At 24.5% G+C, this 19189-nt stretch carries 13 protein-coding genes and 1 pseudogene; 4 read left to right on the top strand and 10 right to left on the bottom strand.

Translation table 11 applies throughout. The features are described from left to right. Positions 1-293 precede the first annotated feature (293 nt). Positions 294-2012: a proline--tRNA ligase gene (locus tag BAKON_RS01220; protein ID WP_014499396.1), complete on the top strand. Its 1719-nt coding sequence runs from the start codon at positions 294-296 to the stop codon at positions 2010-2012. A 179-nt stretch (positions 2013-2191) separates the two neighbouring features. Here the strand turns inward: BAKON_RS01220 and dnaE are convergent, their stop codons facing one another. The 9 genes from dnaE to rpsB all read right to left on the bottom strand — a co-directional run bounded on the left by dnaE (position 2192) and on the right by rpsB (position 14110). Then, the gene (dnaE, locus tag BAKON_RS01215; RefSeq protein WP_014499395.1) at positions 2192-5677 is read right to left on the bottom strand and encodes a DNA polymerase III subunit alpha; all 3486 of its coding nucleotides are present in this window, start codon (positions 5675-5677) and stop codon (positions 2192-2194) included. A gap of 34 nt (positions 5678-5711) precedes the next feature. Beyond that, positions 5712-6167, bottom strand: coding sequence for a 3-hydroxyacyl-ACP dehydratase FabZ (gene fabZ / locus BAKON_RS01210; protein ID WP_014499394.1), 456 nt, complete (start codon positions 6165-6167; stop codon positions 5712-5714). Positions 6168-6330: 163 nt separating this feature from the next. Next, the gene (gene bamA / locus BAKON_RS01205; protein ID WP_014499393.1) at positions 6331-8733 is read right to left on the bottom strand and encodes an outer membrane protein assembly factor BamA; all 2403 of its coding nucleotides are present in this window, start codon (positions 8731-8733) and stop codon (positions 6331-6333) included. Positions 8734-8941: 208 nt separating this feature from the next. Beyond that, complete coding sequence (gene uppS, locus BAKON_RS01200; RefSeq protein WP_014499392.1) at positions 8942-9691, bottom strand: polyprenyl diphosphate synthase; 750 nt, start codon at positions 9689-9691, stop codon at positions 8942-8944. A gap of 93 nt (positions 9692-9784) precedes the next feature. Continuing rightward, the gene (gene ispC, locus BAKON_RS01195; protein WP_014499391.1) at positions 9785-10981 is read right to left on the bottom strand and encodes a 1-deoxy-D-xylulose-5-phosphate reductoisomerase; all 1197 of its coding nucleotides are present in this window, start codon (positions 10979-10981) and stop codon (positions 9785-9787) included. A gap of 94 nt (positions 10982-11075) precedes the next feature. Continuing rightward, entirely contained in the window at positions 11076-11633 is a 558-nt protein-coding gene (gene frr, locus BAKON_RS01190) for a ribosome recycling factor (RefSeq protein ID WP_014499390.1), read from the bottom strand. A 78-nt stretch (positions 11634-11711) separates the two neighbouring features. Next, positions 11712-12440 carry a UMP kinase gene (gene pyrH / locus BAKON_RS01185; protein WP_014499389.1) on the bottom strand — a complete coding sequence of 243 codons (729 nt, stop codon included), beginning with the start codon at positions 12438-12440 and terminating at the stop codon, positions 11712-11714. Positions 12441-12491: 51 nt separating this feature from the next. Next, the gene (gene tsf, locus BAKON_RS01180) at positions 12492-13301 is read right to left on the bottom strand and encodes a translation elongation factor Ts (protein ID WP_014499388.1); all 810 of its coding nucleotides are present in this window, start codon (positions 13299-13301) and stop codon (positions 12492-12494) included. Positions 13302-13375: 74 nt separating this feature from the next. After that, positions 13376-14110 carry a 30S ribosomal protein S2 gene (rpsB, locus tag BAKON_RS01175; RefSeq protein ID WP_014499387.1) on the bottom strand — a complete coding sequence of 245 codons (735 nt, stop codon included), beginning with the start codon at positions 14108-14110 and terminating at the stop codon, positions 13376-13378. A gap of 264 nt (positions 14111-14374) precedes the next feature. On the opposite strand from rpsB, the gene map reads away from it, so the two are divergent. Together map and dapD are read left to right on the top strand one after the other, a co-directional pair. Next, entirely contained in the window at positions 14375-15169 is a 795-nt protein-coding gene (gene map, locus BAKON_RS01170) for a type I methionyl aminopeptidase (protein WP_014499386.1), read from the top strand. Positions 15170-15239: 70 nt separating this feature from the next. Further along, the gene (gene dapD / locus BAKON_RS01165) at positions 15240-16064 is read left to right on the top strand and encodes a 2,3,4,5-tetrahydropyridine-2,6-dicarboxylate N-succinyltransferase (RefSeq protein ID WP_014499385.1); all 825 of its coding nucleotides are present in this window, start codon (positions 15240-15242) and stop codon (positions 16062-16064) included. Positions 16065-16108: 44 nt separating this feature from the next. Here the strand turns inward: dapD and degP are convergent, their stop codons facing one another. Beyond that, entirely contained in the window at positions 16109-17545 is a 1437-nt protein-coding gene (gene degP, locus BAKON_RS01160; protein ID WP_014499384.1) for a serine endoprotease DegP, read from the bottom strand. Positions 17546-17842: 297 nt separating this feature from the next. Between degP and BAKON_RS03340 the strand changes: the two are divergent. Further along, positions 17843-18896, top strand: a pseudogene (locus BAKON_RS03340) (FAD:protein FMN transferase). The last annotated feature ends 293 nt before the right edge of the window (positions 18897-19189 follow it).

The following is a 19189-nucleotide window of genomic DNA, read 5'->3' as shown; positions in this document are numbered from 1 at the left end:
AATATTTTTAACCATTTTTTTATAGATAAAAAATTTATTAAACCTCTGTATTAAAAAAAAAACAAGTTAATTTTATTAAAAATATAATTAGACTATAAATCAATTTTCTTAAAAATCGATATAATATATTCATATTGAGTTTTTTAAAAATATATAATATTCACGCTAATTAAAATATTATATATATTTATATTTTTTAAATATATTAATTTGAAATAAATTATTCAAGACAAGTTATTATTATATAATAAAATTACATTTACTATTAAAAAATTTTTTTGAGACCTCAAAAAATGCTTACAAGTCAATACTTATTATCAACTTTAAAAGATATACCTTATGATGCAAAAATTATTAGCCATCAACTAATGTTAAGAAGTGGAATGATTAGAAAAATTTCATCAGGTTTATATATTTGGCTTCCAACTGGAATTAGAGTGCTAAAAAAAATAAAAAAAATTATCAAAAAAGAAATGAAAAAAATAAATGCATTAGAAATATTAATGCCTATTGTACAACCTGAATATTTATGGAAAGAAAGTGGAAGATTAAATATATACGGAGAAGAATTATTAAAATTTTCGGACCGCCGTAACAACCAATTTATTTTAGGTCCTACTAATGAAGAAGTTATTACAAATTTTATTGGCTCTAAAATTCATTCATATAAAGAACTTCCTTTAATTCTATATCAAATACAAACAAAATTTAGAGACGAAACACGACCTCGTTTTGGAATAATTAGAACACGTGAATTTATGATGAAAGATGCTTACTCTTTTCATATCAACCAAAATTGTTTAGAGGATACTTATAATAAATTTCGTGACAGTTATATAAAAATATTTAAAAAAATGAAATTAGATTTTTGTATAGTAAAAGCTGAATCAGGTTCTATGGGAGGCAATATCTCTCATGAGTTTCAAGCTTTTTCTAACAATGGAGAAGATGAAATAGTTTTTTCTGACGATAAAACATATGCTTCAAATATTAATATGGCTGAATCTATAGAAACGATTAATTTTTTTAAAAAAAAAGATCAATATGAAATTGTTAAAGATAAAGCAAAAAGTAAAAAATCTATAATAATTTCTGAAAAATTAAATACACCATTAAAAAATCAAATTAAAACTTTTTTAGTGAAAACAAAAATAAAAAATATTACTTCAATAGCTGCATTATTAATACGTGGAGATCATGAATTAAATTTATTTAAAATAGAAAAGATCGATATCTTAAAAAAACCTTTAGTGTTTTTAGATGAAAAAGAAACTATTGCATTGATAGGAGTTAAAAAAAAATTCTTAGGTCCCTATGGGTTAAAAATTCCGATTATTGCCGATATATCCACATATACAATGAAAGATTTTACTATTGGTTCAAATATTGATAAACATTTCTTTATAAATGTAAATTGGAATATTGATTTACCTATTCCAGTTATTAAAGATATTAGAAAAGTAACAGAAGACGATTTAAGTCCTCATGGTATAGGATGTTTAAATATTAAAAAAAGTATTGAAATTGGTCATATATTTCAACTTGGACAAAAATATTCTAGAATAATGAAAACATCTTTTAAGACTAAAGATGGCAATCCAAGAAATTTATATATGGGATGTTATGGAATAGGAATAACACGAATCGTAGCAGCCGTAATTGAACAAAATCATGATGAAAATGGTATTATCTGGCCAAATTCTATTGCCCCTTTTGAAGTAGTTATTTTACCTATAGATATGGAAAAATCTAAAAAAATAAAAAAAATAGCAAATATTTTATATCAAAATTTTAAAAAAATAGGAATAGACATTATATTAGATGATAGATATGAACGACCAGGAGTTATGTTTAATGAAATGGATTTAATAGGCATTCCTCATCAAATTATTATTAGTAGACGTTCAATTGAAAATAATAACGTTGAATATTGTGAAAGAAAAAATAAGAAAAAAATTCTAATCAATATAAAAGATATAATAAATTTCATGATACAAAGACTAAAAAAATAAAAATTTCTATAAAATTTCATTAATTAATAAAAAAATGTTTTTTTAAAAATATTATTAATCAAATTTTTTTTAAAAAATTTGATTAAAAATATTATTTTATAAAATCTACTTATTTTTTATATTTTTAATATAAGATATTATCTTTAAAATATTTTATATAAATTATTTAAGGTATTTTTTTAAGCGTATTCTAATTTTATTTTTTTTGATCCTACTAGTAATTTTAATTCATTTAAAAAATCGTCGGTAATTATAACAAACCACTTTTGATTCAATGTTAAATTTAAACATACTCTTTTTTTATTATAAGAAATACAAACGGGCACATTTCCTTTAGGTTGTTTATCTAAACATTGATACAATTTTTTTAAAAAAGATGTATCTTTTTTATCTTCACTTAATATAATTGTTAGTTTATGTATGTTTTTGTCTCTTACCATACTTAAGCTCATAAGATCATGAGCCGTCATATTAATATATTTGTTAATAAAACTAATGTTTAAAACTCCTTTTACAAATAAAAGTTTATTTATTTTTAAAAGAGATTCATATATATCTAATAAAGCTGTAAAAATTAAGACTTCTAAACGACCAGTATTATCATCTAATGTTAAAATAGCTATTCGATTCTTATTTTTAGTAGTTTTAATTTTAATAGAAACTATAATTCCTACAACTAAAAATTCCTTTCTTTTCTCAGCAAATTTTAATTGTGACAATGTCATACCATTCACATAATTTTTTAGTTCTTTTACATATTGATCAATAGGATGTCCTGTAAGATAAAATCCTAATACTTGATATTCATTTTCTAATTTATTTTTTTCAGAACAAGAAAGATTAACAAAATTATTTTTCTTCACTTGATTTAATTGATTTTTAAAGACACCGAAAAGACTTTCTTGTTTAAAAAATTTTGTTCTAAAAGATTCTTTTGATGCATTTATAGCATCATCAATTGATTTAAGCAAATAATTTCTATTTGTATTAAAACAGTCACAACTACCAGACATAATTAATTTTTCTAAGACTCTACGAGTTATCTTATTAGAATCCATTCTCATACAAAGATCAAATAAATCATGAAACAATCCATTTTTCTCACGTTCTCGGATAAGATCTCGTACTGAGTTTTCTCCTATACCTTTAATAGCACCAATACCATAAACTATATTACTTTCATGATTCACATAAAATTCATATTTACTTATATTGATATTTGGTGGTATAATTTTTACTCTCATATTAAAAGATTCATTAACTAAAATAACAAGTTTTTCTGTATTATCTATATCAGATGTCATAGCTGCAGCTATAAATTCAGCAGGATAATGTGCTTTTAACCATAATGTTTGATACGAAACTAAAGCATAAGCAACAGAATGAGATTTATTAAAACCATATCCTGCAAATTTTTCTAATAAATCAAAAATTTTTATTGATAATTTTTTGTCAATACCATTCTTTAAAGCTCCTGATTCAAAAATAGCACGTTGTTTTGACATATCTTTCAAATTCTTTTTACTCATTGCTCGTCTTAAAATATCTGCACTTCCAAGTGTATAACCTGCTAAAACCTGTGCTATTTGCATGACTTGTTCTTGGTATAATATAATACCATACGTTGATTCTAATATAGGTTTTAATAATACATGTTGCCATTTATGATCAGGATATGAAATATTTTCACGCCCGTGTTTTCGATTAATAAAATTATCAACCATCCCAGACTGTAGAGGACCTGGTCTAAAAAGTGCTACTAAAGCAATAATATCTTCAAAACAGTCAGGTTGTAATCTTTTGATTAAATCTTTCATGCCATAGGATTCTAATTGGAATACACCAGTAGTTTCAGATTTTTTTAATAAATCAAAAGATGCAATATCATCAAGAGGAATTAAATTAATATTTATTAAGTTTTTTTTATTAAACTTTAATTTTATATTAATCATTTCAACTGCATAACTAATAATCGTAAGTGTACGTAAACCAAGAAAATCAAATTTTACTAATCCTACATATTCTATATCATTTTTATCAAATTGAGTTACTGGATTATCCCCTTTTTCATCACAATATAATGGACAAAAATCAGTAATTTTAGTAGGAGAAATAACTACACCACCTGCATGTTTACCAACATTTCTATTTGTTCCTTCTAATTTTTTAGCAATATCAATTAAAATTTTAACATCTTCATTATTTTTATAAAGATTAGATAATTCAGATTCTTTAGAAAAAGCTTCATTCAAAGTTATACCGGGATCTAAAGGTACTAACTTAGACAGTTTATTGATAAATCCGTATGGATATCCTAAAACTCGACCTACATCTCTAATAACAGCTTTTGCTGTTAATGTTCCAAAAGTAATAATTTGCGCTACCGCATTTCTACCATATATATCTGAAACATGATCAATTACTTTGTCACGTTTTTCCATACAAAAATCAATATCAAAATCAGGCATTGAAATACGCTCTGGATTCAAAAATCTTTCGAATAAAAGATTAAAAGATAACGGATCAACTTCTGTAATATTCAAAGCATAGGCTACAAGAGAACCTGCACCAGAACCCCGTCCTGGACCTACTGGAATACTATTATCTTTTGCCCATTGTATAAATTCCATAACAATCAAAAAATATCCAGGAAAACCCATTTTATTAATTACATTTAATTCCATATCTAGACGATTTTTATATTGATTATAAATACTTTTATATTTTTTATTATCTAAGCACCAAAGACTTAAACGTTTTTTTATGCCTCTATATGCTTGTGCAATTAAATAATTTTCAACACTAATTTCTCCAGTTGGAAACTGTGGTAAAAAATACTTTCCAGAAGATATGAAAACATTACAACGTTTCGCAATTTCTACACTATTAATAAGTGCTTCTGGAATATCTGAAAAAAGATCACACATTTCTTTTGTACTTTTTAAAAATTGTTGATTACTATAATTATTTTGAATTTTTGAATTTTGTAATGTTTCACCTTCATTAATAGCAATTCTAATTTTATGAACTTTAAAATCTTCTTTATTTAAGAAACAAACATCATTAGTCGCAACAACAGGAATTCCTGTAGATAAAGATAAATCTATAGCTAAATCTAAATATGTCTCTTCATTATTTCGGTTTGTACGAAATAATTCTAAATAGTAAGAATCAGGAAAATATTTCTGATAAAACGATAAACAATTAAATGTTAATGAGGATTGACCATGAAGCAAAACTTTTCCAAGTTCACCTTGAGGACCTCCAGAAAGTAATATTAATCCTTTATTGATTTCTGACAACCACTTTTTTTCAATAGTAACCTCGTTATTATTAATATATCCTTTTTGATGTGCATAAGAAATTAATAATATTAAATTTTTATAGCCTTCTTGAGTAGAGGCTAATAAAGTTAATTTTGTTAACTCGTTATTAATTAAATCAGAAAAAAATTTTACTGTAATACCGATAATAGGCTTTAAACCCACTTTATGCGCTATGTTATAAAATTTAATTACACCATATAAATTGCAATAATCAGTTATTGCAATAGCAGGCATATTTAAAAATGCTGCTTTTTTGACTAATTCTTCAGGTTTTGACAATCCATCAATAATCGAATAATCACTATGTACATGAAGATGAATAAATTTTGGTTCATTCATATATTTTCCGGAATGTATATATGGATATATGTTTTCAAAATGAATATTTTTTAGCAAAAATAATATTAGATTTACAAACGATATTATTATTGACTACAGCTATATTTTTAAAAATTAAAAGATTTTTATTAGATTTTAAAATTATTACTTCTATAAATATTTGATCACCAGGAATAACTATTTTTTTAAAACGAGTATTATCTATACCTACAAAATAATAAAATTTATTTATATTTAATTGTCCTGTACTTTTATATATTAGAATGCTTGCGGCTTGAGCCATAGATTCAATAATCAATACACCAGGAAAAACTGGTTCATCTATAAAATGACCTTGAAAAAACGGTTCATTTATAGTGCAATTTTTTATTGCTTGTAAAAATTTAAATTTTTCAAAATTTAAAACTCGATCAATTAGTATGAAAGGATAACGATGAGGTAAAATTTTTAAAATTTTTTTAATATTGAATGTATTATTTATAATATTCAAAATATTTACCTTATTGTATATACTTTATTATTATCAATATCATATTTCAAAAAATCTATATTAAATTTAAACTTGAATTATTGATTTAAAATAAAAAATCACAAAATTTTATTGCTTTATAATTGCATATGTTAAACAATTTTCCCATAATTTATATTCAAAACTACCAATTTTTTCCTATATTAAATTGAAATTGTTCTAACTGATAATTTTTATTTTTTTGAATGGGAATGCTGTAAGAAAAAACTAAAGGACCAATAGGAGAAAACCACTGTAATGAAAGACCAGCTGATGAATAAATATCATTTAATATATTATCTTGTAAAAATTGAAATAAATTAATATTTTTAGTATTATCAGATTGCGTGTCCCAAATATTACCAGCATCTAAAAACAAAGAAGCACGAAGAAGTTCAGAATATTTATTATCTAAGAAAGGCAGAGGTATAATAAGTTCTAAATTACTAACTAAAGTTAAGTTTCCACCAATAGAATCAATTGATTCACATAAATTATTGTTTTTATATCCAACACAGCCTTCTAAATTAGTACTGTCATCAATTGTTTTAGGACCGATAGTATTTAAACGAAAACCACGAATATTATTTTCGCTACTAGCATAGAAATTCTCATAAAAAGGAAGTTTTTCTTTATTAAAAATATTTCCTATTCCCAAGTGAATATGACTTAAAAATATAAAACTTTTTTCTTTATTTAATGGAATATATTGCTCACTATCTAATATTACTTTATAGAAATTATTATCAGAACCAGGAACAGTACTTTTTCCACTAATATAAATCTGATTACCAGAAGTAGGGAAATAAAGGTAGTCTAAATTATTATATATCCAAGAATAATTTATAGTAAAATCATCTACTAAACTATTTTTTATGAAAAATGTATCTAACGATTTTTTTGTTGATAGAGGAGCTTCTATTCTTTTTTCTTTATTGTTAATGCCGTTGTGAATATATCCAAATCCAAAGTTTATTTTATGAGATTCATTGATTAAAAATCCTAAATTACTTTCAAAACCATAGTTCTTTTTAATAAGATTTGAAATACTATTAAAATTATATTTAAAATCATTATAAAAAAATCTAGTATTTAAATCTATACTATCAGAAAAAAAATATGGATAACTTATTGATATATCAGCATATTTTTGATTTTCGTTTTTAATAATACTGGATTTTAAAGAATTTCCAGATCCTAATATATTGTCTTGAGAAAAAGAAATATTAAAACTTACACCACTATCGATACCGTATCCTAAACCAAAATTTATAGAACCAGTAGTTTGTTCTTTAACTTTGTATATAATGTCAATTTGATTTAATTCATTAGAGTTTATTGTTTTAATAATTTCAACATTACTAAAATATTTTGTTTTTTCTAATAATTTTTTACCTAATTCTACCAATTTTATATTAAAATATTTACCTTCCATTTGTTTAATTTTACGTCGTAAAACCTTATCTTGAGTTATTTGATTTCCTAGAAAATGAATTCTTTTTACAAAAAAACGTTTTTGAATATCAATATTAAAATCTAAAATTATTGTTTTTTTTTCATGATTAATTTTTGGATCAACTATTACTTTGGCGTCAATATATCCAAGTTCAGATAAACATCTGATTATTTTTTGTACTATAAAATTAATTTTTTCTTTATTATAAAATTCATAAGGATCAATTTTAATTAAATTTAAAATTAATTTTTTGTATGGAAATAAATCGCCATTTACAAAAAAATTTGAAATTCTATACTTTTTACCTTCAGAAATATTTATTGTAATATCTACTTTATTTGTGTCTTCTAAAAAATCTACTTTTGTATCATTTATATTAAAATAAAAATATCCATGACTCAAATAAAAATGTTTTAAATGTTCTAAATCATTATTTAATTCTTTTGGAGAGTAAATACATTTATCTAAAAAATTCCACCAAGAATGATGATGTTTTAATCTTAATAATGAAAAAATTTTTTCTTTAGAAAAATCTTGAATACCAAATATTTTAATATTATTAATTTTTATTGGAATACCTTCATTAATGACTATTTTTAAATTAACAGTATTATTTTTTAAAAATACTTTTAATATTTTAACACTTGATTTATATCTTCCAAGATCATAATAAAAATCCTCTATTTTTTTAATAAATATATTAATAAAAAAGTCATTGAATGGTCTTTTTTTTTCGATATTTAATTTTTTTAAAAATTCATCTAAAATAGATTTTTTAACAATATGATTCCCAGAAATCATAAGACCCAAAATAATAGGTCTTTCTTTAATATTAAAGATAACAGTTTTTTTTGAAAGAACTACTTTGATATCTTCAAATCTTCCCGTTTTAAACAAAGATCTAATGCTGTTTTTTATATCATATTGAGATATTTCACTTCCGATACTAAAAACAACATTTTTTAACGCTTCATTTTGTGAGAAATTCTTCAATCCTTTGAACTGAATATCTTGTACAATCAATGTATTGTTTGCATAAACTGCTACACTAAAAAATATCAAAAAAGCCATGAAAAAATTTTTAATTAACATTGTTGTTATAATTATTCCTGCAATAAATTTCTTGTTTTTTAAAATTTATTAAATAAAAATTACAAATTATAAGTAATCATAATAAGAATAAAATTAAAAAGACACCTAATTATTTATATTTTTTTTAAATAGATTGAAGCGGCATTGTTTAATATGAATTAAAATTTTATTTGCTTAAAAATACTAATAATATAAAAATGTAGCATTTCTAATATTTTTTAAATCCCCCAAAACGACGTTCACGAGACGCAAAAGATTTTATGGCATCTTGAAAAATATATTGGTTAAAATCAGGCCATAAAACATCAGTAAAATACAATTCAGAATAAGCTATTTGCCATAATAAAAAATTACTAATTCTTTTTTCTCCTCCTGTTCTAATAACTAAATCTACCGGAAGAAATTTACTAGTAGATAAATATTGAGAAAGAGTGTTTTCTGTAATTTTATTTGCATCTAAAATTCCTTTTTGAACCTTTTTAATGATTTTCTTAACACTTTGGATAATATCCCATCTTCCACCATAATTTGCAGCTATATTTAAAATTAGACCACTATTGTTTACGGTTTTTTGTTCTGCATTACAAATACTATTTTGTAATTTTTTATTAAAATATGTTATATCACCAATAACTTTAAATTGAATATTATATTTTTTGAAATTTTTGATTTCACTATCTAATGAAAAGGAAAACAATTCCATTAACGATTCAATTTCCAATAACGGACGGTTCCAGTTTTCACTACTAAAAGCGTATAGTGTTAATACTTTTAAGTTATTTATAATAGAAAATTTTATTGCTTTTTTTACCGCTTTAAAACCTTCTTTATGACCTAAAATACGCATTTTACCCTGTTTATTAGCCCATCTTCCATTTCCATCCATAATGATTGCTACATGACGAGGAATATTTTTGTAATCTTGTTTAGTATATTCTGATAAAGATTTATACTCCATAGTACCTATATATCTCTCTTAAAAAAATAAAATTTTCTTCAAATATTCTAAAGGAAATTATTAAATAAATTAGTGTATCAAAAAAATACATATTTAAAAATTCAAAGATAAGACTTTATTTTTAGCTAATATTCTTGTTTTTCTATCAATTTCTAGAATATCTTCAATACAATTAGGTTCTGAAAAAGAGCTACACATTAATACTTCCATATTTATCTCGTAAATTTGAGTAAAGGAAATTCTAGAATGAAGAAAAGCTGATACAGCAACTTCATTCGTAGCATTTAAAACAGTCATAGAAGATTGACCTTGAGAAAAAGAATCAATAGCTAATTTTAAGCATGGAAATTGAATGAAATCAGGTTCAAAAAAAGATAGATTATTTGTTTGAGAAAAATTTAAACAGCTAACATCTGTATGAATACGATTAGGCCAAGACATTGCATATGAAATAGAAATTCTTATATCGGGTACTGATAATTGTGCTAATAAAGCACCGTCACAAAATTGCACCATAGAATGAATAATTGATTCTGGATGAATTAAAATTTTAATTTCTGATTTTGATGCATTAAATAACCATCTTGCTTCAGCATATTCTAAACCTTTATTCATCATAGTTGCTGAATCTACAGAAATTTTTTTCCCCATAGACCAATTTGGATGAGAACATGCTTGAGCCGGAGTTACATTAGATAAATCAGATGCAGAAAATTTGTAAAATGGTCCACCAGAACCAGTTAAAATAAGATGTTTAATGCCGTTTTTTTTTAAGCTAGCTCTTCCTAAATTTTTTTGAATCTCTAAAGATAAAACTTGAAAAATAGCATTATGTTCACTATCAATAGGAAAAATTTTAGCACCACTTAAAGCAAGAGCTTTCATAAACAAATTACCACATGTAATCAAAGATTCTTTATTAGCTAATAATATTGTTTTTCCAGCTTTTATAGCAGATAATGTTGGTAATAAACCTGCTATTCCAACAATTGCAGATATTACTTGATCTATTTCTTTTAATGAAGCTAAAGCACAAATATCTTTTTCCCCAAAAAGAACTTGAGTTTTTATTTTTTTACGTTTTAATTCTTTCTTTAATATATTAGCAGATTTTTCATCTCTCATTGCTACCCAATGAGGAGAAAATAACTCACATTGTCGTAACATAATACTAATATTTGTATTAGCTACCAAAGCAATTACTTTAAATAAATTCCGATTTTTTTGAATAATAGATAATGTGCTGATACCAATAGAACCAGTTGATCCTAAAATCGTGATTTTTTTCATAAGTATTCTTATTTAAAACATTGATAAATTTTTTATACAAGCTTATTGATTTATACTTTATTACATAAAATGTATTTTTTAAAAAATAAAAATTTCAAAATTTCATAAGTTCTAGTTCTTTTTTCGATAAAATAGAATCTATTTTTTTAATATATTCATCCGTCATCATTTGTATTTTAATTTGGGAAGTATGTTCATTATCTTCACTAATAATTTTATTTTTAAACAGTTTCTTAATTTTATCGTTTGAATCTCTTCGAATATTACGAATTTTAATACGACTACTTTCAGCATCGCTACGAATTACTTTAATTAACTTTTTTCTTCTTTCTTCCGTTAATGGAGGTATTGGTATCAATATATCTTTACCCTGTAAAATAGGATTTAAATCAAGATTTGAATTTAAAATAGCTTTTTTAATTAACGATGTAATCGAATTATCAAAAACATTAATTTTAAGAGTGTGAGAATCTTCAACTATTATATTAGATACTTGACGTAAAGAAGTTTTAGAACCAAAATATTCAATGTAAATATTGTGAAGTAATGTTGGTGATGCTCGACCAGTTTTAATATTATTAATATTATCATTGAACCTTTGAATACATATTTCCATTTGTTCATAAGTTTTTGTATTGATCTGATTAATCACATGATTACCTATCTAATATGTTCTTAATTGAATAAAATATGATTTTATAAAATAAATCTTATTACATTTTTAAAAAATTTATCTAGTAATAAGAGTACCCTCATGATCACCTGTCATAATACGATATAAAGATCCAGGATTATTTATGTTAAAAACTCGAATTGGCAAATGATAATCTCTGGCAAGAGTAAAAGCAGCTAAATCCATTACTTTGAGTTCTTTTTTAAGAACATCTTTATACGTTAATCTTTTATATAAAACAGCATGATCATCTTTATATGGATCTTTTGAATACACCCCATCAACTTTAGTACCTTTCAAAATAATATCAGATTCCGTCTCAATACCCCGTAGACAAGCGGCTGAATCAGTTGTAAAAAAAGGATTACCTGTTCCCGCAGAAAAAATAACAATGAAATTATTAGATAATAACTTTATTGCTCGCTCACAACTATATACTTCACAAATACCATTTAATGGTATTGCAGACATTAAACAAGTCTTAATAGAAGAAATTGAACTTATTGTATCTCTCATCGCCAAACTGTTAATAACTGTTGATAATATACCAATATGATCAGAAACTACTCGATTAAGACCTAATTCAGACAATGTTGCACCACGAAATAAATTACCACTTCCAATAACTAAACCTACTTGAACACCAATTGTAACTATAGATTCAATTTCTTTTGCTATTCTTTTTAGAGAATTAATATCAATACCAAATTTATTGACTCCTTGTAATACCTCTCCACTTATCTTTAATAAAATACGTCGATATATAAGCTTCTTATTTGTAGACATATTTCTCAACCTAAATATATTTTATATTAACATGTTTTTTAAATTTATAATTTACTCAAAGATAGCTTCACCTAATTCAAATCTGACAAAAGATATAATATATGAATTGTTTTCATTTAAAATATCTCCCACTGTTTTAGTAGGATCCATAATAAAATTCTGACCAGTTAAAGAGATATTATTGATAAATTTCTTCATTCTACCATCTATAATTTTTTTTAATAGATTAGGAGGTTTATTAAGATTGTTCGCTAACTCTAATTGAATTTGATATTCACGTTTGAAAACTGTACTAGATACATTTTCTGGATGTAAATATTCTGGTTTGCTTGCAGCTATATGCATTGCAATATTTTTTAATACTCTTTCATTCAAAGGACTCGCACTGACTAAAACACCAATTCGAATTCCATGAAGATAAGAAACAATATTTTCACCTTGCATAAAATAAAAACGACTTATACTAATATTTTCACCTACTTTTAAAACTAAATCTGTTCTTTTAGATTCAAACATATCTTTTAATTGATCAATATCTTTTATTTTTTTTTCTAATGATTTTGATAAAATATCTTTTCCTAAAGAAATAAACAAATCATCTTTAGATACAAAATCAGTTTCACAATTCAATTCAAGCATAACACCAATATTATTTTTAATCTGGGAAAAAATGGCACCTTGATTAGTAATATTATTTATTTTTTTTTCAGCACTAAGTTTTCCTGATTTTCGTAAATTATCAATCGCTGATTCTATGTTCTTATTTTCTTCTAATAATGCTCGTTTACATTCTAAAAAACCAGCTCCTGTACGAGATCTCAGCTCTTTAATAAGACGAGTATCAATATTAGTATTCGTCATGTCATTCTCCTTTTTTTCACAAAAAAAGTTAAAACTTTATAAAGTTATTTTTTATAAAATTTTATATATTTTTTCTATTGAACATCAATATTATTTTTAGAATTGATTAAAATTTCATCTGATATATTTTGATTGTTTGTTTTAGAAATGATGAGCGCTACAGATTTTAAGTATAAATTTACTGATCGAATAGCATCATCATTACCAGGTATAATGTAATCTACGCCATCGGGATTCGAATTAGTGTCAACTATAGCAAATACGGGAATGCCTAGATTATTAGCTTCTCTTATTGCAATATTTTCGTGTGCAGCATCAATGACGAATAAACAATCAGGTAATCCTCCCATATTTTTGATACCACCTAAACTATTTTCTAATTTATACAATTCCCGTGTTCTTATTAAAGCTTCTTTCTTAGTTAACTTAGAAAAAGTACCATCTTTAGATTCTATTTCTAGATCTTTTAAGCGTTTTATAGACTGTCGAACAGTTTTCCAATTTGTTAACATTCCACCTAACCAACGATGATTTACATAAAATTGTTCGCAATTAATAGCAGCTTCTTTAATTCCTTTACTAGCAGCTCTTTTAGTGCCTACAAATAATATCCTCCCTTTTCTTAAAGAAATTTTTTTCAGTTCAGAAAGAGCAAAATTAAACATCGGAAGAGTTTTTTCTAAATTGATAATATGTACTCTATTACGAGTTCCAAAAATAAAAGGTTTCATTTTTGGATTCCAGTAACGTGTTTGGTGACCAAAATGAACTCCTGCTTTTAGCATATCGCGCATTGATACTATTTCCATAATTACCTCTAATTTAAAAATATTAAATATTTTATAAGTATTATCTTAAACAAAAATAAAGATCAATACATTAATTTTTTTATTTTTATTTTTTTTATATATTAAATAAAATAATTTATATCATTTTTTTATATTTAAAAAAACGAATAATTATTAATATTTTTTATATAGTTTTATAATTAAATTCTAAAAAAAACATATTCTAAAGTATAATTTAAATATATCTTAAATTCAGAAAATTGATATAAAAAACGGTCAAACATCATGATTTGTATAATTAAAACAAAATCAGAAATACAAAAAATGCGAATATCTGGAAAATTAGCAGCTGAAGTATTAGAAATGATAGAAGAATATATTCAACCAAAAATAAGTACAGAGGATATTAATCAAATTTGTCATGATTATATTATTTACAAAAAAAAAGCTATTTCAGCATGTTTAGGCTATCATGGCTTTCCAAAATCAATCTGTATTTCTATTAATGATGTAGTATGTCATGGAATCCCAAACAAAAAAAAAATATTAAAAGAAGGGGATATAGTTAATATAGATATTTCAATTATCAAAGACGATTATTATGGTGATACTTCAAAAATGTTTTATGTAGGTAAGACCAGTATTTTATCTCAACGTCTATGTCAAGTTGCTCAAAAAAGTCTTTATTTAGCTTTAAAAATAGTTAAACCTGGTCTGCCTCTATACAAAATCGGTGAAATCATTCAAAATTATGTTGAAAGTAATAATTTTTCTGTTGTGAAAGAATATTGCGGCCATGGGATAGGTCGTAATTTTCATGAAGAACCTCATGTTTTACATTATAAAAACAAAGAAAATAATATTGTTTTAGAAAAAGGAATGATTTTTACTATTGAACCTATGATTAATTCTGGAAATGCTCAAGTAAGATGTATGAAAGATGGGTGGACTGTAAAAACTAAAGATCGTTCTTTATCAGCTCAATATGAACATACTATATTGGTGACGGAGTATGGATGCGATATTTTAACATGGCGCAAAAACGAACATATTCCTCCAAAATTAGTTAATAAAAATTAAATTCTATTAATTTTTTTATAATAAAAAAACATTTCTTATTCATTAATAATAAATTAGGTTAAATAAAAAGATGCAAGAATTAAAAAAAGTAATTGAAGAAGCATATAAAAATAAAAACGAAATTAATATTAACAATATCGATTGTGATATTTTTAAAACTGTTTCACATGTTATTGAATTATTAAATCACGGTACAATTAGAATTTCAGAAAAAAAAGATGATACTTGGATTACACATGAATGGTTGAAAAAAGCGGTTTTATTATATATGTATATAAAAAAAAATAATTTTATAAAAGGTAACCATACTAATTACTATGATAAAATTCCATTAAAATATGAAAAATATGATGAAAAAAAATTTAAAAAAGAAAAAGTTCGAATAGTACCACCAGCAACCATAAGATATGGTGCATTTATTAATTATAATACAGTAATAATGCCTTCTTATATTAATATAGGTGCATATATTGATCAAGGAACAATGATAGATACTTGGTCTACTATAGGTTCCTGTGCTCAAATTGGTAAAAATGTACACATCTCTGGAGGTGTCGGTATAGGAGGTGTTCTAGAACCACTTCAAAATAATCCAACAATTATTGAAGATGATTGTTTTATTGGTGCTCGTTCGGAAATTGTAGAAGGAGTTATTATAGAAAAAGGATCTGTAATTTCTATGGGTGTTTTTATTGGACAAAGCACCAAAATATATGATAGAGAAAATGGAAAAACATTTTACGGAAAAGTACCTGCTCATTCTGTAGTAGTTTCTGGAAGTTTACCATCTAAAAATGGCAATTGTAATCTTTACGCCGCTATTATTGTAAAAAAAGTAGATTTAAAAACATTAAAAAAAACAGAAATTAATAAATTATTAAGAAATATACAATAAAAAATAAAAAACCGCCCGTATTTTTTCGGGCGGAATCGTATTTATTATTCACTTACTAGATATATATTATCATTAGCTCTTTTTACACTAAAAACTAATATTTTAGGTTTCGTGTCTAAAATTTTCTTTAATTCTTCTAAATTGGTTGTTAATTTTTGATTAACTCCGATAATAATATCATCTTTTTTAAAACCAATTTTTGAGCCCGGAGTATTTAATTTTACGTTTTCTACTTTTATACCTTTTTGTTCATTAGATACATAGTTACTTAAATCTATACCTTCAATTCCTATATAATTATTTTCTGGGTTTAAATTATGTTTTGCAGAATGTTTTAATTCAACAATAACATTTTTAATTCTACCTTCTCGAAATATTCCCAATTCCATTTTAGTTTTAACTGGCAAAGATCCTATTTCAGCACGTAATGATGAAAAACTAGAAATAGGTTTTTTATTTAAAGAAATTATAATATCACCAGCTTTAATGCCTGCTTCAAATGCTGAAGAATTAGGTAAAACTCGACTAACAAACGTACCTTTTTGCGCATTTATTTTCATAATTTGTGCTAAATCTGAATTTAGTTCCATACCTATTATTCCTAATTCTCCTCGTCTTACTTGTCCAAATTGAACCATTTGTGCGGTTAAATTTTTTACCATATTTCCAGGAATAGCGAATCCTATTCCAATATTTCCACCGTCTGGGGCTAAAATAGCAGTATTAATCCCTATTAATTCACCGTTCAAATTAACTAGTGCTCCACCAGAATTACCTCTATTAATTGCAGCATCAGTTTGAATAAAATTCTCATAATGTTCAATATTTAAACCGCTTCGTCCTAAGGCTGAAATAATACCTGAAGTAACAGTTTCTCCAAGACCGTATGGATTCCCAATAGCTACAGTATAATCTCCTACTCGCAAATCATCAGAATTAGCAATTTTTATTGCACTTAAATTATTTGCGTCTTTTAATTGTATTAAAGCAATGTCAGAACGTGGATCTTTTCCGATTATTTGAGCATCATAACGACGTCCATCACTTAATTGAACTTGAATTTTGTTTGCATGTTCAATAACATGATTATTTGTTACTGCATATCCTTTATCAGCATTAATAATGACACCAGAACCTAACGCGCGAAATTTTTCACTTGTATTGTTAGAATTAGGATTAATTCGACAAAAAGGAGAATTTCGAAATGGTGAGTTTTCTTGACAAAAAGGAGAATTATCACCAAAAAATGGTTGAAATTGATGAGGTAAACGAGAGGTACGTACAACAGTACTTCCTTCAATATTAATACTAATTACTGAAGGCATAACTTTTTCTAACATTGGTGCTAAACTAGGAGATATTTCTTTCGAAACAGTGCTATTTTTTGTAGTAGGAGCAATGTTGCTCCAAGACATTCCAAAACTTAGTAATAGCATCAAAATCAGTATTACTTTGCTGAATACTATGGCTGGTTTTTTCATTATTTCTTTCTCATAATTACAATCTAATCTGCAAATAAAAATATTATTATAATATATTGTGTAACCGAATAAATGTTTATTATACACTCCATCGATATTTAACTCCATTCCTCGTTAATATCTATAATATAAAAATTTATACTAATATCAAGATTCGAGAATAGAACATAAAATAATAAATTTTTATTTTTAAAAAAATACAAAAAAAATAATAATAATCATTATAAAAAAATATATATAATTTTGATTATAATTTATTTTTTAAAATCTACTTTAATATGGAGAAATACGTTATTTATGTCTTTTAACATTATTTATGTCGTTTTTTTTTGTATCGTATTCATCATGTTTAACTTTTATGATAAACCTTTAAAAAAAGAAAAAAAAAATATTTTAATATTAACAGGAAAAACCATGGGGACATATTGGCAAGTTAAAATACCTAATTTAAAAAATAAAGTACATATAAAAAATTTAATACAAAAATATTTAGATCAAGATGAAAATATGCTTTCATCTTGGAAAATAAACTCTATAGTATCTCAATTTAATAGACGCAAAAAAAATCAACCACAAATAATAAATCAAGATTTTTTTAATATCATTTCAACAGCTCTCAAAATTAATAAAAAAACTAATGGAAAATTAGATATTACAATTAGTCCATTAATTAATATATGGGGTTTTGGTACTGAAGAAAAGCCAACTAATTATCCTTCTCAAAAAAAAATAAAGAAAAAAATTCATCTTTCAGGCAGTCAACATTTAAAAATTATTAAAAATGCTTTCGGAATATTTCTAGAAAAAGATATGAATGGAATAGAAATTAATCTTTCTACTCTTGGTGAAGGTTTTGCTGCAGATCATTTATCATATATACTAAAAAAAAAAAATAAAAAATTATACTATCTCAGTTGGTGGAACTGTATTAGTTAAAACAGAAAAAAAAACTAGATCTAAAATTATTGCTATTCAAAAACCAATTGATCAAAAAAAATCGATACATTTACTTATACATTTAAAGAACAATTCAATTAGTACAGCAGGTACTTATCGTAATTACTATTACCTTAAAGGAAAATATATTTCACACTTAATTGATCCAATCAACGGAAAACCTATAAATCACAATTTAGTTTCAGTTAGTGTTATCTCTTCTACAGCTTTAGAAGCAGATGGATGGGATACAGGATTATTGATATTAGGTTTTGAAAAAGCTAAAAAATTAGCATTAAAAGAAAAATTAGCTGTTTGTCTTATCACTCAAGAAAAAAATGTTTTTACAACATGGGTTTCACCTAAATTTAAAAAATTTTTAGTTAAAAAAAAATCTACTAATTTCGATATATAAAAACTAAAATATATAAATCAAACTTAATTCTTTCTATTAATTGATAATCTCTGATATATTTGCAATAATAAAAATTAAAATTAATCTTCTATTTTAAGATTAATCAAGAACTAAATTATTTTTTAAATGATTTATTAGGATATAAAAATAACATTCAAAAAATAAATTTTTTGAAATACTGTTTCTTCAAAAATTTTATACTAAAATAGCGCTAATTTTATCTAGATAAACTACAGGATAAACTAATAGATAGCGAAATAGGAAAAAAAACCTAATAAATTACTATCCTGGAG

This window comes from Buchnera aphidicola str. Ak (Acyrthosiphon kondoi) (assembly GCF_000225445.1).
GTDB classification, from domain to species: Bacteria; Pseudomonadota; Gammaproteobacteria; order Enterobacterales; family Enterobacteriaceae; genus Buchnera; species Buchnera aphidicola_A.
Note: the sequence above shows the minus strand (reverse complement) of the source record. Positions and strands in the feature narration are given on the sequence as shown.

Excerpts from the sequence above, each read along its gene's own strand:
- BAKON_RS01220 (WP_014499396.1), top strand. The coding sequence starts at position 294 with ATGCTTACAAGTCAATACTTATTATCAACTTTAAAAGATATACCTTAT.
- dnaE (WP_014499395.1), bottom strand. The coding sequence starts at position 5,677 with ATGAATGAACCAAAATTTATTCATCTTCATGTACATAGTGATTATTCG.
- bamA (WP_014499393.1), bottom strand. The coding sequence starts at position 8,733 with ATGTTAATTAAAAATTTTTTCATGGCTTTTTTGATATTTTTTAGTGTA.
- uppS (WP_014499392.1), bottom strand. The coding sequence starts at position 9,691 with ATGGAGTATAAATCTTTATCAGAATATACTAAACAAGATTACAAAAAT.
- ispC (WP_014499391.1), bottom strand. The coding sequence starts at position 10,981 with ATGAAAAAAATCACGATTTTAGGATCAACTGGTTCTATTGGTATCAGC.
- pyrH (WP_014499389.1), bottom strand. The coding sequence starts at position 12,440 with ATGTCTACAAATAAGAAGCTTATATATCGACGTATTTTATTAAAGATA.
- tsf (WP_014499388.1), bottom strand. The coding sequence starts at position 13,301 with ATGACGAATACTAATATTGATACTCGTCTTATTAAAGAGCTGAGATCT.
- rpsB (WP_014499387.1), bottom strand. The coding sequence starts at position 14,110 with ATGGAAATAGTATCAATGCGCGATATGCTAAAAGCAGGAGTTCATTTT.
- map (WP_014499386.1), top strand. The coding sequence starts at position 14,375 with ATGATTTGTATAATTAAAACAAAATCAGAAATACAAAAAATGCGAATA.
- dapD (WP_014499385.1), top strand. The coding sequence starts at position 15,240 with ATGCAAGAATTAAAAAAAGTAATTGAAGAAGCATATAAAAATAAAAAC.
- degP (WP_014499384.1), bottom strand. The coding sequence starts at position 17,545 with ATGAAAAAACCAGCCATAGTATTCAGCAAAGTAATACTGATTTTGATG.